This window comes from Pseudomonas lactis, assembly GCF_001439845.1.
GTDB classification, from domain to species: domain Bacteria; phylum Pseudomonadota; class Gammaproteobacteria; order Pseudomonadales; family Pseudomonadaceae; genus Aquipseudomonas; species Aquipseudomonas lactis.
The window spans coordinates 262596-278804 of sequence record NZ_JYLO01000009.1 but is presented as its reverse complement, the minus strand read 5'-3'; the positions used below and the strand labels follow the sequence as shown (position 1 = coordinate 278804).

General features: G+C 52.3%; 18 protein-coding genes. 15 read left to right on the top strand and 3 right to left on the bottom strand.

Going from position 1 to position 16209, the window contains the following annotated elements; all coding sequences use genetic code 11:
* Positions 1-32: 32 nt before the first annotated feature.
* The 13 genes from TX24_RS17550 (at position 33) to TX24_RS17500 (ending at position 11749) form a co-directional block, all read left to right on the top strand.
* Positions 33-2273 carry a DEAD/DEAH box helicase gene (locus tag TX24_RS17550; RefSeq protein WP_057710759.1) on the top strand — a complete coding sequence of 747 codons (2241 nt, stop codon included), beginning with the start codon at positions 33-35 and terminating at the stop codon, positions 2271-2273.
* Positions 2274-2492: 219 nt separating this feature from the next.
* Positions 2493-2906, top strand: a complete 414-nt coding sequence (locus tag TX24_RS30970) for a cysteine peptidase family C39 domain-containing protein (RefSeq protein WP_082628819.1) — start codon at positions 2493-2495, stop codon at positions 2904-2906.
* A 29-nt stretch (positions 2907-2935) separates the two neighbouring features.
* On the top strand, positions 2936-3721 hold the full coding sequence (locus tag TX24_RS30965) for a pesticin C-terminus-like muramidase (protein WP_082628818.1): 786 nt from the start codon (positions 2936-2938) through the stop codon (positions 3719-3721).
* Complete coding sequence (locus tag TX24_RS17545; protein ID WP_157255554.1) at positions 3639-4253, top strand: hypothetical protein; 615 nt, start codon at positions 3639-3641, stop codon at positions 4251-4253. Before TX24_RS30965 ends, TX24_RS17545 begins: the two co-directional genes overlap by 83 nt.
* 4 nt (positions 4254-4257) lie before the next feature.
* Positions 4258-5085: a Fic family protein gene (locus TX24_RS17540; protein WP_057710757.1), complete on the top strand. Its 828-nt coding sequence runs from the start codon at positions 4258-4260 to the stop codon at positions 5083-5085.
* A 456-nt stretch (positions 5086-5541) separates the two neighbouring features.
* Positions 5542-6258 carry a hypothetical protein gene (locus TX24_RS17535; RefSeq protein ID WP_057710756.1) on the top strand — a complete coding sequence of 239 codons (717 nt, stop codon included), beginning with the start codon at positions 5542-5544 and terminating at the stop codon, positions 6256-6258.
* Between the two features lie 40 nt (positions 6259-6298).
* On the top strand, positions 6299-7051 hold the full coding sequence (locus TX24_RS30960; protein ID WP_082628823.1) for a TIGR03759 family integrating conjugative element protein: 753 nt from the start codon (positions 6299-6301) through the stop codon (positions 7049-7051).
* Positions 7036-7593, top strand: a complete 558-nt coding sequence (locus TX24_RS17520) for a lysozyme family protein (protein WP_032877907.1) — start codon at positions 7036-7038, stop codon at positions 7591-7593. Before TX24_RS30960 ends, TX24_RS17520 begins: the two co-directional genes overlap by 16 nt.
* Positions 7590-8093: an integrating conjugative element protein gene (locus tag TX24_RS17515; RefSeq protein ID WP_057710753.1), complete on the top strand. Its 504-nt coding sequence runs from the start codon at positions 7590-7592 to the stop codon at positions 8091-8093. The genes TX24_RS17520 and TX24_RS17515 overlap by 4 nt, the downstream gene beginning before the upstream one ends.
* Positions 8094-8100: 7 nt before the next feature.
* On the top strand, positions 8101-8385 hold the full coding sequence (locus tag TX24_RS31880) for a hypothetical protein (RefSeq protein ID WP_153838941.1): 285 nt from the start codon (positions 8101-8103) through the stop codon (positions 8383-8385).
* Complete coding sequence (locus TX24_RS17510) at positions 8345-8755, top strand: HNH endonuclease (protein WP_057710752.1); 411 nt, start codon at positions 8345-8347, stop codon at positions 8753-8755. The genes TX24_RS31880 and TX24_RS17510 overlap by 41 nt, the downstream gene beginning before the upstream one ends.
* A 3-nt stretch (positions 8756-8758) precedes the next feature.
* Positions 8759-10975, top strand: coding sequence for a type IV conjugative transfer system coupling protein TraD (gene traD, locus TX24_RS17505; RefSeq protein WP_057710751.1), 2217 nt, complete (start codon positions 8759-8761; stop codon positions 10973-10975).
* Positions 10976-10993: 18 nt separating this feature from the next.
* A complete protein-coding gene (locus TX24_RS17500; RefSeq protein WP_057710750.1) occupies positions 10994-11749 on the top strand; it encodes a TIGR03747 family integrating conjugative element membrane protein in 756 nt (251 codons plus the stop codon).
* Positions 11750-12454: 705 nt separating this feature from the next.
* Here TX24_RS17500 and TX24_RS17490 read toward each other — a convergent pair.
* A complete protein-coding gene (locus TX24_RS17490; RefSeq protein WP_229999808.1) occupies positions 12455-12763 on the bottom strand; it encodes an antitoxin Xre/MbcA/ParS toxin-binding domain-containing protein in 309 nt (102 codons plus the stop codon).
* Between the two features lie 378 nt (positions 12764-13141).
* Between TX24_RS17490 and TX24_RS17485 the strand changes: the two genes are divergently transcribed.
* Together TX24_RS17485 and TX24_RS17480 are read left to right on the top strand one after the other, a co-directional pair.
* Positions 13142-14311 carry a hypothetical protein gene (locus tag TX24_RS17485; protein WP_169878783.1) on the top strand — a complete coding sequence of 390 codons (1170 nt, stop codon included), beginning with the start codon at positions 13142-13144 and terminating at the stop codon, positions 14309-14311.
* Between the two features lie 199 nt (positions 14312-14510).
* Positions 14511-15053: a DUF1523 family protein gene (locus TX24_RS17480; RefSeq protein ID WP_057710749.1), complete on the top strand. Its 543-nt coding sequence runs from the start codon at positions 14511-14513 to the stop codon at positions 15051-15053.
* 128 nt (positions 15054-15181) lie between these two features.
* On the opposite strand, the gene TX24_RS17475 is transcribed toward TX24_RS17480, so the two are convergent.
* Positions 15182-15607 carry a hypothetical protein gene (locus TX24_RS17475; protein WP_057710748.1) on the bottom strand — a complete coding sequence of 142 codons (426 nt, stop codon included), beginning with the start codon at positions 15605-15607 and terminating at the stop codon, positions 15182-15184.
* A gap of 84 nt (positions 15608-15691) precedes the next feature.
* Positions 15692-16168: a DUF2059 domain-containing protein gene (locus TX24_RS17470; RefSeq protein WP_238994525.1), complete on the bottom strand. Its 477-nt coding sequence runs from the start codon at positions 16166-16168 to the stop codon at positions 15692-15694.
* Positions 16169-16209: the final 41 nt, after the last annotated feature.

The window sequence follows — 16209 nt, the reverse complement described above, 5'->3', positions numbered from 1 at the left end:
TACCCTGTTTCGTTCCTATTGGAGAAACACTCATGAACGACCTATCCCAAGTCTCTGTATCCCCCTTGGCCATCGGCCTGACTGAGTTCATCGACGAATTCGGTGATGAATTATTGGACTCCCTCAATCGCTCTAACCCACCGGTTTATTCCGGCAGCATCAACGAAGCCCATCAACGGGTTATGAGCGAACTCAAACGCCAGCCGTTCCCTGCTCAAGCTGATGTAGTGCAGGCCGTTGCAGCTTTATTGCTAGACCGCAACGAGCAGGCAGCCGTTATCAATGCAGAAATGGGCACTGGGAAAACCATGATGGCCATCGCTGTAGCCGCTGTCATGCACAGTGCGGGCTACCGCCGCACTTTGGTGATTTCGCCTCCACACCTGGTCTACAAATGGCGACGGGAGATACTCGAAACCATCCCAGACGCACGCGTGTGGGTTCTCAATGGACCCGATACGCTGGTTAAGCTGATCAAGCTACGTGACCAACTGGGGGATCCTTACGATGGCCGTAAAGAGTTCTTCATTCTCGGACGCGTGCGAATGCGCATGGGGTATCACTGGCGTACGGTATGTTGGCCACGTCGCGCCAGCGGCGGATACAACTTCGCAGGATGCCCCGACTGCGGACGCCTTCTGGAGGACTTAGAAGGCAACCGTGTGACTGTCGAAGAGTTTCACCGAGAGGAACGCCGTCGGAGCTGCCCTTATTGCCAAGGACAACTCTGGACGCTGATGCGCCCGGGCAAAGCCGACAACGGAACTCGTCGTGCGACCATACTAAAATCGATGTGTCGGATTCCGACTATCGGTCCAGTACGTGCGGACAGATTGCTGAATGACTTCGGGGAGGACTTCCTCGCCTCGATGCTGATCGACAACGTCAGCGAATTCATCAATCTGATGGACGCTCAGGGCAATTTCATCTTCAGCGACCGCCAAGCCAAACGCATGGAGCGCGCCATGGCCAACATTGAGTTTGGCTTTGGCGAGGGCGGTTACCAACCCACCGAGTTCATCAAACGCTACCTACCAAACGGATATTTCGACCTGTTGGTGGTGGATGAAGGACATGAATACAAAAACAGTGGCTCGGCCCAGGGTCAAGCTATGGGTGTATTGGCAGCGAAAGCACGTAAAACCGTGCTGCTGACAGGCACCCTCATGGGTGGCTATGCAGATGATCTGTTCTACCTCCTGTTCCGAATACTTACCCGGCGAATGATCGAGGACGGTTACAAACCAAACGCGCGCGGAAGTATGGCTCCGGCCGCGATGTCATTCATGCGCGACCACGGCGTATTGAAGGACATTTACACCGAGCGGGACAACGTGTCACACAAAACAGCCAAGGGAAAAAAACTCTCGGTGCGAACGGTGAAAGCCCCAGGCTTCGGCCCTAAAGGCATTCACCGCTTTGTGTTGCCGTTCACCGTGTTTCTGAAACTTAGAGATATCGGTGGCAACGTGTTGCCGGCGTACCAGGAGGAATTTGTCGATATCAGCATGTCTGCAGAACAAGCGTCGGCCTATCAGCAATTGGCAGGAAAACTGACGCAGGAACTTCGCCAAGCATTGGCCCGTCGAGACACTACCTTGCTAGGGGTAGTACTCAACGTGCTGCTGGCTTGGCCTGACTGCTGCTTTCGACCGGAGATCGTTAAGCACCCTCGTAGCAAAGATACCTTGGCGTTCGTCCCCTCGATCTTTGCAGATGAGCAAATAATGCCGAAGGAGAAAGCACTGCTCGACCTCTGCCTCACGGAAAAAGCCAAAGGCCGGAAGGTTCTGGCCTATACCGTGTACAGCGGCACGCGAGACACCACCTCTCGCCTGAAACGACTGCTGGAGCAATCTGGTTTAAAAGTAGCGGTCCTGAGGGCGTCAGTGGATACCGCCAGGCGCGAGGATTGGATCCTCGAGCAGGTAGACAGAGGTGTCGACGTACTGATCACTAACCCGGAGCTGGTCAAGACCGGGTTGGATTTGCTCGATTTTCCGACCATTGCGTTCCTGCAGACGGGGTACAACGTATACACCTTGCAACAGGCAGCTCGACGGTCATGGCGGATTGGGCAAAAGCAGCCGGTGCGGGTGGTTTTTTTTGGCTATGCCGACAGCTCTCAGATTACTTGCCTGCAGTTGATGGCCAAGAAAATCGCCGTGGCTCAAAGCACGTCGGGAGATGTGCCAGACTCTGGTCTCGACTCGCTGAACCAAGATGGTGACTCAGTTGAAATGACACTTGCAAGGCAGCTCATTGCTTCATAGTTTGACGGCCACCTTCGGGTGGCCTTTTTTTTCGGTCAGATGGGAAGAATTAGCAGGTGCAAACCAGACAGTCAGTGCACGTCTGTGAAACGTTTAAACCGCCAACAATCCCAGCCAGTTGGTTAACCGATTCGTGGTGTGTGCAGTTGCAATCAAGGAAGCAGAATTAAAATTGTAACAATTTTATGCTTACTTACTACTAAACATGGAGGTTATGACATGCCTAAAACACCAATGATTCGTCAAACCACCTCTAATGGGTGCGCTTGGGCATGCATACAAATGATCTTATGCTCCCATAGTTTTGAGCCTACTCTCCACCTGCCTATTATCCCTAAAAAAATTACCGACGGCATAAAAAAAGTCAGCATAAGGGATTTATCATCGACTTTTCGTCTCTATGGACTAAGAGTCAGAAGCTGGTGGTTACATGAACACGAGCTAAAAAACTTAACACTCCCCTCAATTATTCTATTTGGCAAAAACCACTATGCAATATTAGTGGAAACCAACGAACAATTTTCTTTAATCAAGGATCCGAGAAGAGGGTATTTACGCATATCAAAAACCGCTCTCGACAGATTGTTCGGAAATATTGCAATAGAGATTTTATCGAACAAGACTAGACAATAATCAAACCGACACTCTTAAAAGGGACTTATATGCGCAAACTAAAAGCTTCTGAGCAGTATATAATTTGTGGCGGCCAAAGCACTGATACATACCCGGACATTACGCTTCCCGACATTACTGTAATTGCACCTGAACCAGATCCTGGAGATTTCCCGGATGGCCCAAGCCCGACAGATCCTGATGGAGGAAATGGCGAGCCAGAACACGAGCCAAATCCATTGTGTGTAAACCCATCTCGAAATGTAGACCATGCATTTATTTCGACTAGTGAAGGCCAACAGCGTCTGAACGGTTACTGGCCAGGAGGCGCGAGCAGTGGCGTAACAGTTGCTACTGGCATTGACTTGGGTGGTCGCACCGAGCAAAGCATGGCCAATTTTGGCTGGCCAGTTGACTTGATATCTCAATTGCTTCCCTATACAGGGAGAACCGGTCAAGAGGCTAACAATTTTTTGTCAGCTAATCCGCTTACTGTATCCCAAGCTAACGCTGATTTGATGGACAGCTCCGTCTTAAGTAATGTAATGTCACAAGTGGCTACAAACTTTGACAATGCAGCTACTTTTGCGAACTTTGATCAACTCCCCTCTGGAACTCAAACAGCAATAGTTGACTTAGCCTATCAATATGGCACCAATCTAGCTGTAGCCACCCCAAACTTCTGGGTGCAAATTACGACAGGTAACTGGCAAGCGGCACTTAATAACTTAAACAACTTCGGTGACGCGTACCATGAGCGAAGAGCGCGAGAAGCAACGCTTCTTCAGAATGACATTAACACACACCGCATGCCATCCGATGCAGATCCATGCTAAAGCTAGGGCAGGAACAAGCATGCACTTTTTTACTCGTAATACATTTTGTTTAGCCTACTCACTATTGCTTCTTTACTGTACTGCTGCAAACAGCACTGAAGGCGCCGAACAGGACAAGGAAAAGCTTCAAAATTACCTTGGGGATATGAAGGGTACCTACATAGTAAATTCTTCGCCGGTAGTGGATCAGATCATCATGGGACTGTCCAACCCCGACCCGGACTCCAACATCATTCTGAGAACCCCTGAAGGTATAAAAAACGCAGTAATGAAATCCGGCTGTCGTTTCCGATCATGTACTGAAAAATCCGCCATCATTTACGAAAGTGAAAAAATCGTCGGCGCCGCGTTAATAAGCAAAAAATGCTCAGACTTGCGTACAATCGAAAGACCTTCCGGCTGCAACAAAGTTTCCACATTAACTGTTTTTATAACTAAGAAAAACCCAGATTTTTCCGCGATAAAAACCCTCCTAGACTGGGGAGAAAATAAAGCTCCAGAGAGCAATATAGAATATCGAGTAATACAGTAAAATCATGCACAAGCGCATTTTCTCATCGCCAAAATACCCCCCCATAGGGGGGATCTCAACCTACACCAACACGCTTATTGATGAAGCTAGTGAGGCTCTCTCCGACCTAGTCAGATTCGAACCAGTTTTCCTCAACGAGGCAATCGCACAGCAATTAACTTCGGATAACAAAACTGTAAGATTTAGGGGAGCTCTAGCGTCATTAGAAAGACCTCTATCAGAATTCATGCTCGTTAAATATGGGTCGCCTTCTGTAACTGGAGAACGCACGACTCTTGAATTACCAATTTTTGAAAGTTACCTGGCAGACATAAAGAGAATCCCTCACCTTAAATCCTCGACCTTCATTGAATTGCTTGAAAGCATAGCGACTGACGCTAACAAAGAATCAGTGAAGCTCAGATCAGAACTAAATGTAATTACCAAACCAGACCACCTCGGAGATTACTGGCAGTTTTTGGATTGGCGCCATGTGAAATCCGAACTAATCAAGCTGCACTCGTTCCTGAAATTTGGGTACGCCAATAACCTTCCGAGCTGCTTCCTGGCGCCGGTGTTCATTGGAGCATTTAACTGCATCCATCCCTTTCGTGATGGAAACGGTCGCACTGGGCGAATAGTTTTCAATGGACTTATTCAGATTCATATAGACGAAGCAAACAGATTCTACATACCGATGAAAGAGTTCATGGGGCTTTCGAGTCATGGATTTGACCTCGCAATGCGAGAGTCCATTTTATTTGGTCGATGGTCGACTCTGATCGTTTACTGCTGTCGAGTAATTATAATAATGAAGAAGAGACTGGAGTCAGACTCAAATTTCTTGTGGTAGTCCTATTCAACGTTGAATTGAGCGACACAGTGGGCTGCTTTATTTTGGGAACAATACATCTGACGGCAGAACATCACGACACAGATCATGGCTAACTAATAACATGCTTTGTAGCCTCAAGCACCGCCGCCCCTGTCACTGTCGAAGTTTTGAGCGGTACTCGCTCTGCGATGCCAAGTGGCACGTCGAGCTGAGACCCAGATTGACTAGGTTCGTTTGACCGCGTTCCGCTCAATCAGTCACTTGCAATGGTAAATACTCCATCAGCAGTGATGCGCAGCTTCTCTCCGACCTCGGCGATCGTCGACCCTGAATGTACCGTGAAGCTCTTTCGTTGGCTTGCCTGTGGGGGCACCTCTCCGCAGGACTTAAATCAATCGGCCTGTAAAACCTATTTCCTAATGCACGTAACAGAGCGGTTTGAGAGGGTGTCTTGGCTTTTGCGCGAGGACGCCCATGAACCTACCACGCCCTACTCGAACCACAGCGATACTCAGCCTCTGCCTTGCAATACTGGCAGGCATGCTGGGTTATGAGCATCATCAACTCTCCCAACTCAGCACCAGCTTAGCTGCGACTGCAAACAAAGAGTCGCTCGATGCGTTGTTGACGCGGCTGGGCAAAGTCGATGAGCGACTGGACACGGTAGCCGGCAACCACCTGGTGACCAATGAGGACTTCCGAGCCGGGCAGCAGGCTTTGTCGAATCGAATTGATGCCGCACAAGCGTATGCAAAGCAAGCGACGGAGTCAGCGCAGGAAATCTCTCAAAATGCTGCGTCTACTGGTGAATTGGTAGTCCTCAAAGCCAGCGTCGAAACACTCGATAGCCGTCTTCAAGAACTCAGTCAGTCACGAATCAAACAAGCCACTGCTGTTCCCCTCAAGCCCAAGCCTAAGCCCGTTGCCCGCCAACCAAAGCGGCCAACACCGCCCGCTACCACCATTGTCACACCGCAAACACCCCCTTTTACCGTTGTCGGTATCGAGTATCGCGGCGGAGAACGCTTTTTGTCCGTAGCACCGCCTGGCAGCACGCAGTTGAATCAAATTTACCTTATCCGACCTGGTGACGCTGTGGCGGGCACCGCCTGGCGACTCAACGCGCTGGACGGAAGATCCGCACGCTTTGACGTGGCCGGAACACCTCAAACCGTAACCGTCGCGCAATAGGACCTCCTTTATGCACTCCCCTACCACTTCCTCGAAAACAATGAAGCCCAGGAACATTTTGGGTTTCATTGCAGGCTTGGCCACCTTCGCGTTTGCATACGGCTGTCATGCGGCTTCGGGGCAATCAACGTCGATCTCGAACACTCAGAACAGTGAAGTTCACAACTCTTCTCAAGGAGCCAGTCAGACAGAACTCGCCCGCGAGTGGGGATTAACCCCCCAAGAATGGTCCCGCTTTCAAACTGTGATGGAAGGTCCTCGCGGAATCTATTCGCCAGGCCTGGATCCTCTGACAGCACTTGGCATCGAAGCGAAGTCGGAGGAGGAGCGCCGACGCTATGCAGAGCTGCAGGTGCGAGCCGAGCGACAGCGTATCGATAAGGAACTGGCGTACCAAAGGGCCTATGACCAAGCCTTCGCACGTCTTTACCCCAATGAAAAAGTCATTCAACTATCGTCCAACCCTGCATCTGCTCCAGGCTCGGGAGCGGTAACTGCTGTGAAAGGCACTGGACGACTAGCCGTTTTTGTTCAAGACAGTTGCAACGCATGTATTGACCGCGTCAAAGACTTACAAAACCAGAAACAGGCCTTTGATCTGTACTTCGTTGGTAGTCAAGGTGATGACGAAATAATTCGCCGCTGGGCCATCTTGGCCGGAGTCGAACCGGCCAGCGTGAGAAGCCGACAGATCACACTGAATCACGATGCCGGTCGATGGCTTGGCCTTGGACTCGGCGGTGAGCTGCCGGCCGTGGTACGCGAGGTGAATGGACAATGGCAGCGTCTGTAATTCGCGCGGCTTTAACGGGGGGGCTACTGCTCACCGCGGCATTTGCTAACGGTGCCGAGGTTCCGCCACCGGCCTATCAGTTGATTGCCCTGCCTGCCGGCGTTCCGTCCGAGGTGCTGTACTCCGTTGCACTGCAAGAGAGTGGCACCCGACTTCGCGGCCAGATCGTCCCCTGGCCCTGGACGTTGAATGTCGCCGGCGCCGGATATCGCTTTGCGACACGCAGCGATGCTTGCAGAGCGTTGATGATCGCCCTTCAGACCGCAGGCCCAAGTAGGGTCGACGTCGGTCTTGGACAAACCAACATCGGTGCAAACGGCCACCGTTATAGCTATCCCTGCGAAGGGCTGGATCCGTACAAAAACCTCTCGGTTACGGCCCAGATCCTGGCTGAGCAAAAAGCTAAAGGAGGCGATTGGATCACCGCTGCTGGCCGGTACCACCGCCCTGCCGGAGGTGAACCCGCTGCCCGCTACCGACGAGCTTTTGCCAAACACCTCAGCCGGGTCACCGGTATCAACCTGATGGCGAATAATCCATGAATAGATTGCTGCATCTGCCTGTTTTGCTGTGTTTGGCCTCCCCCATAGCGGTGCATGCCACCTCGCTGATTGTTGTTGAAGACCGAGGGGGTGTTTCCGCTCTGCCCTACTACCAGGACTTGGCTCCAGAACCTACCGAGCAGTCCGCACAGTCAGACAATATTGGTGTGCGTGGGCAAGGCTCGTTTCCAGTGCGCTCTGACCAACTGACACCCGGGCAGGTCCAGGGCCGGGTAATCAATGCACCTGGCCTGCAACCATTGTTTCTTGTAGGCGACGATGAAAACTCCAGAAAGTGGTTATCACAGCGCCGCGATCAGTTACAGCAACTGCAGGCAGTCGGCCTTGTGGTTAACGTGGCCAGCGCCGAGCGATTTGCCGAAATCCAACGATGGGCAGGAAATCTACAGTTGGTCCCGGCACCATCAAATGATCTGGCACAGCGCCTGGGAGTCCAGCATTACCCGCTGTTGATCACTGCCACAACGATCCAGCAGTAACCAGGGTATGGCCTCTCTTACGCACATCACCTTGGTCATCAAGCAACCAGATGACCCACGAGCAGGCCAACTGCTTTTTGAACAGGTCACCTATGTCGCCAAGCTCTATGGCGGCACCGTCATCGCCTGCGTACCTGGTGACGAGGTGGAGCTATGTCAGCGGCTGAAAGAACGCCTGCCCGAGGCAGTTGAGCAAGCGAGGCAAGAGTTGGCCAATTCATCATCACGCATCAAAGGAGGATCCCGGCCCCATGAAGCTGACCAAGAAGCAACGCTGCGAGCTTCACGCTAAATTCGCGGGCCATTGCGCATACTGCGGTGTGCTGTTGGGAGACCGGTGGCATGCGGACCACAAGGAAGCAGTATGGCGAGAACCTGAAAGGGTGAACGGCAAGTACACCGGCGCCATCATTTTGGGGCTGCCGGAGAACCACACCATCAGCAACATGATGCCCGCGTGCGTGCCGTGTAACTTGAGCAAGGCAGCGATGCCATTGGAGGTCTGGCGAAAGCGCATTGCTGATCACGTCAACTCCCTCAACAGTTACCACCCCATATACCGCCTGGCCAAGTCCTATGGGCTGATCGTTGAGACAGGCAAGCCAGTCGTTTTCCATTACGAAACAGTGGGGCCACTGTTCCCTATCACTCATAGGAAATGATCCATGGCCACCTCCTATACCATTGAATCGTTACTACGCCCTGCCGTCGAGCTGTACACAGTTTGCGTATGTGTCGCTGCGGCGTTGCTTTGTATTTTAGCGCCCTGGGCGGTTGCTCTGACGCCCTTATTCGGGATGGTTGCCGGCACAGGCTTTCTGGGTCTGGGGTTCGTCCGCCTGAAACAGGCATTGGTGGTGCTGCGTTACCGACGCAATATTCGGCGCCTACCCCACTACACCATGACCAGCAAAGACATGCCGGTCAGCAATGAGCGGCTATTCATCGGTAAAGGCTTTCGCTGGACCCAAAAACATACTCAGCGGTTGATGGAGACTTACCTCCCAAAATACGCCGAGTATGTCGAGCCCACGTCTATCTATACCTTTGCTCGCAGAATTGAGGAGCGTTTGGAGTTCGCGCCCTTTCCACTCAAATTGCTGTCAAAGGCTACCTCGTGGGATGTGCCATTTAACCCGGCGCGTCCACTTCCTCCAGTCGGGGGGCTACCGCGCTTACACGGTATAGAGCCGAACGAAGCGGATGTCAGCCTGCCACTGGGTGAGCGGGTTGGACACTCCCTTGTATTGGGGACTACTCGTGTTGGGAAAACCCGCCTGGCAGAGTTGTTTATCACCCAAGACATCAGGCGTACCCGCCGTAGCCCCCGGCGCCGCGTTCATATGGGGCGACGCGTGCAACCCGTTCATCGAAGCCAGCGCAATGTAGAACTGGACCTGGACCGCGAAGTGGTGATTGTCTTCGATCCTAAAGGCGACGCAGACCTCCTGAAGCGCATGTACATCGAATGCAAGCGCGCAAACCGACTGGAGGAATTCTACGTGTTCCACCTGGGCTGGCCCGATCACTCCGCTCGCTACAACGCCGTCGGCCGGTTTGGTCGGATCTCGGAGGTTGCCACCCGCATTGCCGGCCAACTTTCGGGGGAAGGCAATTCCGCGGCATTCCGTGAATTCGCCTGGCGTTTCGTCAACATCATCGCGCGCGCCCTCGTGGCACTTGGACGTCGACCGGACTATGAACAGATCCTCAAGCATGTGACAAACATTGACGCGCTGTTCATCGAGTATGCGCAGAAGTACTTTGCTGAAAATGATCCCAAAGCCTGGCAAACCATCGTTGAGCTGGAAGGAAAGATCGATCGTAAGAACCTCAGCTTCGCCATGAAGGATCGACCGCTACGCGTGGTGGCCCTGGACATGTACCTCACTCAGCAACGCATCTCCGACCCAGTGATGGAGGGTCTGCGATCAGCCGTACGCTATGACAAAACCTATTTCGACAAGATCGTGGCCAGCCTTCTGCCATTGCTGGAAAAACTGACCACAGGCCGGATTGCAGAGCTGCTATCTCCCGACTACTTGGATCTTGAGGACCCACGTCCAATCTTTGACTGGATGCAGATCATCCGCAAACGGGCAGTGGTCTATGTCGGCCTGGACGCTTTATCTGATACAGAGGTAGCTGCAGCGGTGGGCAACTCGATGTTCAGCGATCTGGTGTCAGTTGCGGGTCACATCTATAAGTTTGGCATCGATGATGGCTTGCCCGGGGCCACCGGCGGCAAGGTAGCAATTAACGTACATGCGGACGAATTCAACGAACTGATGGGCGATGAATTCATACCGATGATCAACAAAGGCGGTGGTGCCGGCATGCAGGTCACGGCCTACACCCAAACCATGAGCGATATTGAGGCAAAAATCGGTAACCGGGCTAAAGCTGGCCAAGTCATCGGTAACTTCAACAACCTGTTCATGTTACGTGTACGTGAGACTGCAACCGCCGAGCTGCTGACCAACCAGTTGCCAAAGGTCCAGGTGTTTACCAGTACACCAGCGAGCAGTGCAAACGACGCTATTAACGGCAACACCGCTTTCACCTCTAACACTCACGATCAGATCCAAAGTGTCAGCGTACCGATGATCGAACCGGCGCATGTGATTGCCCTACCCAAGGGGCAATGCTTTGCCCTGATAGAGGGCGGGAATTTGTGGAAGATTCGTATGCCGTTGCCGGCAAGCGATACCGATGAAGTGATGCCCAAGGATCTTCAGGCCTTGGTTGAGGGCATGCGTAAAGGATCCGGAACCAGCAGCGACTGGTGGCAAGCACCGGGATATGACGCATTAAGTGAGTCGCTTCCTGATGACTTGGTAGACGACTTCCGCCAGATGGCCAATAACGGAAAAGCCGCATAGGCTTGAAGGAACAGAGCCATGGCCGATATCGCGGAAAAAGCCCAGCAACAACAGGAAGGTCAAAAAAACTTCCTGGGCATGCTGTTCTCTACCCCTTTTCATTTCTTGGGGGTGATGTTCGGCTCCTTGCTCGGCGCCATCGTCGTTGAATGGCTTTGCATGTACACGTTCTGGCCGGATGCCGGCTGGAAACATGCTCAGCAGATGTTCCAACATGAACTGGGCTGGCTGTCCCAGGATCTGCTGCACAGCGTTGTCATCAAGGAACCGGGGCGTACGGCAACCTGGCTGGCACAAACGGTCTATGACTGGCTGATGGTGAAAACCGGCATGCAGGACAACATAAATGCACTGACACAGTACGCTCGCTTAACATCACCACAACAAACGGGAACCTTGAACCTTCGCTACGAACTCGGTCGGGCGATGATCAAATTCCAGGACTATGGCTTAGCCGCGTTATACACAGTCCTGACCTTCTGTGTGCGAATGGTCATTCTGACGTTGACGATTCCACTGTTCGCCCTGGCGGCGTTCACTGGCTTGGTCGATGGCCTGGTGCGGCGTGATCTACGAAAATTCGGCTCCGGCCGCGAGTCAAGTTACCTGTATCACAAAGCCCGGGGGACGATCATTCCGCTGACCATCGTGCCCTGGACGGTCTACTTGGCCATCCCCATCAGCATCAGTCCCCTTTTGATTCTGTTGCCCTGCGCGGTGCTGTTGGGTGTGTCCGTCTACATCACCGTCTCAAGCTTCAAAAAATACCTTTAGGAGCTGCCCATGCAGTGGACACACGTATCAGCTACGTCTCTAACCATTGACACAGCAGTAGGCCAGCAAGATTGGGCTTTCCCACTGAGTAAGTGAACTGCTCATTGACAGTCAATGTTTGCGCCTGATATTGACGCATCAGGAACGCGAAAAGTGGAAGATTGACAGAGGCATCCGACCTCAGATTCTTAACGCTTCCAAACATTGACAGTTATATTTGGGTAAATGCAAACGTGCCTTTGAAAAGGCAGTGCCGAAGCCGATGAGAATTACGACAATTTGCGGCCGAGCCAAGCACTAGCGGCAAGTTCAAACCTACGCCAAGGCTATATACAAAGATCACGACCTCACTGAAGCAAAGATTCGCCGAGCACTGTTTGGCGGTGCTGCCACTTGCGCAGACTCATGCCTTACATGAACATGACAATCTTTCGGATAACTCGAACATCCAGCCAGTGAAGGCTGCGGAGAAAAAGAAGATCGGTGAAAGCGTTCACCCCCGTGTTAAGGGTCACGCTGCGGATCGGTAATGAGTTTGAGGGTAGGAAGCACACAATGGTCCATGAGGCGGATACGCTCAGTACGCGTCTCGCAGAACAGGAGGCGATCAAAGCGGCCAGGAAGAATTACCGCCTTGTAGAGTTGGTTTCTGTAAAATCGATGTAGCGTGGCTCATCGACTTGCCACCAAAGATCAGTGCACTCGTTATAAGACCATCCCCTCGGCAACCTGAATCAGCAGTTTCTCGACAATCCGAGTGCCCTGGGTAGTGGATAACAGTGCGAGGGGCTGTTCCTTGGCAAAACGTTGCTTAGGCTTGCTCAGCCAGCGCTGGGCTTTTTTGACGTCTCCGAACAGCGCCTCTGCCATTGCTGTCACATGTGCAAGTCGGAACAACCGATCACTCTCGTCCAGATTTAAGCGCTGTCGGCGAGCCAATCGGGCGTTAAGGGTCCCAACCGGCATAATCTTTTCAAGGGCGACTGCGTCGTACACGCCAGATTCGCTAAGCAATTTGAATCCCTCGGCTGCGAATCCTGCCGCGATAATCTCGTGGATCTCTTGCTCTGATGCCCCAACGGCAATTTGCAGTGAAATCCAAGATGACGTCGGTAGTGACGGTACACCGGTTTGGGCAGCAATTCAGCCAACATAGGTAGCCTCTTGACCGGCTATGTTCCACAACGGGTGACGTTCTTCTAGGAAAGATGGGCTGGTAGTACAGCCCTGTCAACGTCGGCATCTGACAACAAAAATTCCCCGGGAAGGAAATGCTGCTGCTCAAGACTTTAACTGACGCGTCCACACGAGCATGCATGTTCTCCTCACGTATTCACATGCCCGGCCGATACCACTATGCCCTGCTACGGGCACTGAATAACGGAATTAGGGATGAACCGGATGATAATTCGCAACGCTCTCGCACTTACGCTGGCATTGGTTACTAGTAGCTCAATGGCAGCGAGCTTTGATTGTTCAAAGGCTGCAAATTTCGCGGAGTCCAGCATCTGTAAAGACGGCTATCTGAGTGGCGTCGACAGTATTCTCGATCGAGCCTATCAAAAAGTCCTCGCTGAAACAGAGCACCCGGATGATCTGCGCCAGTCACAACGCGAGTGGCTGTCCGTACGAGATCAGTGCACCACCCAGAAGTGTCTCGATCAAACCATGGGAGCTCGTGTCACCTTTCTGGATAATTACTCACGCGTTGAAAAAAGTAAGGCATACGCTGCAGAAGAGAAGCTGCGCAAAGATGAGTATGAAGCTCAGCGCCAGGCAGAGGAACTTGCCAGCTCCCAAAGAGATGAGCAGTACCGGATCGCTCAGGAACAATCCCGTCAACAAAGACAGCAATCTGCTCAGCAGCATCAGGTGGCTCAGACACCGTCTCAAAGTGTGCAACCGGCGCTCTCCTCTCAGAGCCCAGCCTATGTGGTTTCGGCACAGCAAGTGCGCCCTGCTGAGTCTGTAGCTGAGAAACCAGCAGTGTTACGCATGTGGCAGGCCTTCTGGGCAGGCCCGACATGGAAATACACGCTCTTGATAGGTTCTATGATCACCTGCCTGGCGATCTGGAGACACCACACAGAGGCTGCCACGATCTACACCGACTACACCGATGCTGCGATCACGAATGCGCTGCCCGCGATCGGTGCCGTTTCGGCTCTGATCCTTCGTTGGCTTGAAATGCCTGGCTTGGTCTCAGGGATAGCGTTGGGTACCGGGATTATCTTGGCCATTGCATACGCCGTATTCGCGACCTTCCGGACAAACCAGGGAGCTCTGAGTATCACCCTAGTTATTGTTGCCAAGCTCACTCTCATCACCGTGTTCTATGCGGTGATTGGAATGCTGATCGCGTCTCTCTTTTCGAACAGTGCTCGACGCAAAGGTGAATCTCAAGTGCGTGCTGCTGCGAGAAACAGTCGAGAGAAGAAGCAAACAATGGCTCTGATCACAGGCTTAACGGTGGCTTACACCGCTTTTACTGCCTGGGTCTGCCGGCGACCTGAGTTCACCTCACTTTCCGAATGCCTGGAATTTGACACAGCACCTGCATAAGCCAGGGTGATCGGAACGCGATCGCGTTCTTCAGAAAACAAGTAGCCTGGGAGATTTCCTGGGCTTTTTTTGAGTCGTCGTTACTATCACTGCAGCACCTACACATTTGCTAACCAAGTTTAGTAGCACCCCAGCGGTCAAAGGTGAAAACCCAAGATCTAATTGGGGCAGAATTCGACGATCAAAATGGAGCACATAAATGAAGTGGATTAAAGGGGTGGTTATCTGCGCAATCTTGCTCGTAATCACTGGTGCGGGACTGGGTCTGTTTTATGTTTTACCGCAGTACGACGTGGTGGCCATCACCGGCGTTGAGGTAAAACGTGTGGACGATGACGGCGTCATCAATGCTGAAAACCCAGCAGACGGCCCTACCCGGGATGTGTATTTCATTAACACTGAACACCCAACATCGAAAAACGTAATGGTCTATCGCAATGAAGATACCGGGTGGAGTTTTCCGTGGTACTTCAAGTTTGACTCGGCCGACATTCAGGCAAAGGCCCAGGGTTACTCACGAGATGCCCAGCAGCTGGCTCTCATTCGTTATTACGGCTGGCGCATTCAAATCTTGTCCGTGTTCCCAAACATAACAGACATCGAAGCCACGAACAGTCGCGAAGAGCCGTTTCCTTGGTTCAACACGATTTTCCTCACCGTAGGAACGCTGCTTATTTTGTTTGTGGTGTTTTTCCTGCGCCGGCGATTCAAGCGCAAGTCCAGGGGCGAAGTACTGGGTTGAGCGGTTGAACCACTCGCCTTTTCAGCTTGGAAGATCGTTAGCCGCAGAATGAAAAATGCCAGTCAGTTACCTGACTGGCATTTTTTGTAGGTGAGATTCCTTTATCCGGCCTGGCTAAAGCAAGCCAGTCAGCGCTTTACCATTTCACACTGACGTCGTAAGTCATCGTTTTTGATGCTCCCGCAGCTGCCATTGCCAGTCTTGGCGTAGCACAAGTATCGCTGATCGTCGTCACGGATACTCGCGCAACTCCCGTTGCCTGTTTCGACGTAGCAGGCGTTACGTAAGTCGTCATTGTTGATGCTTGCACAGCTTCCGTTGCCCTCTTTCACGTAGCAGTATTTGCGTTTGTCATCATCACGGATACTCGCACAACTGCCATTGCCGGCCTCCACATAGCAGGTAGCGCGCAGATCGTCGTCCTTAATGCTCGCGCAGCTCCCATTCCCCTCTTTGACATAGCAGTAGGCGCGTTGATCGTCGTTGTTGATGCTGCCGCAACCGGCGTGAGCGAAGCCGCTGAGCACCAGCAGCATTACCAAAATAAACCTCATCCCACCCTCCATGAATTGCCAAACGCTACCTCGAACTGTTCGTAGTAGCCGCGTCGATTACCGTGGTTCGGAGCAAATGAAGGATCAGCCGCGGGCATCCTTTCGGAGGTCGTCCAGTTCGTCGACAATGTCCTCATCGCGATCCTCGAACGCCTTGGCCATATCACGCTGCAGATCCACCTGGACGTCCATGGATTTTTTTGCCAGCTTCATGCCGTCCTTAGAGCTCATAATAATTTTCATCGCCTGATCAGGATGCTTGTTGGCCTCGATCATCAGTTCGAGCTCGTCGGCATCAAAGTGATTCGCATATACCTGGACCAAGGTATCTTTCAAGAGGTCCTGGGAAATGTTGTCCTCGATCACGGCCTTGATTTTTTCTGGCGCGACTTCGCGATATTTGGATGCATAACCCGACGTTGCGACTTGCACTACCATCTTGTATTGGACGTCCATGCCCATCAACTTGACCAATTCTTCAGCTTTGTCCTGGCTTGAACCGCAACCAGCCAGCAGCATCAAGCAGAACGCCATGATTGCCCATTTGGAAACACTCGTCATGAAATTCTTACCTTTGTCTTGAGATTTTTTTAGTGACCGTG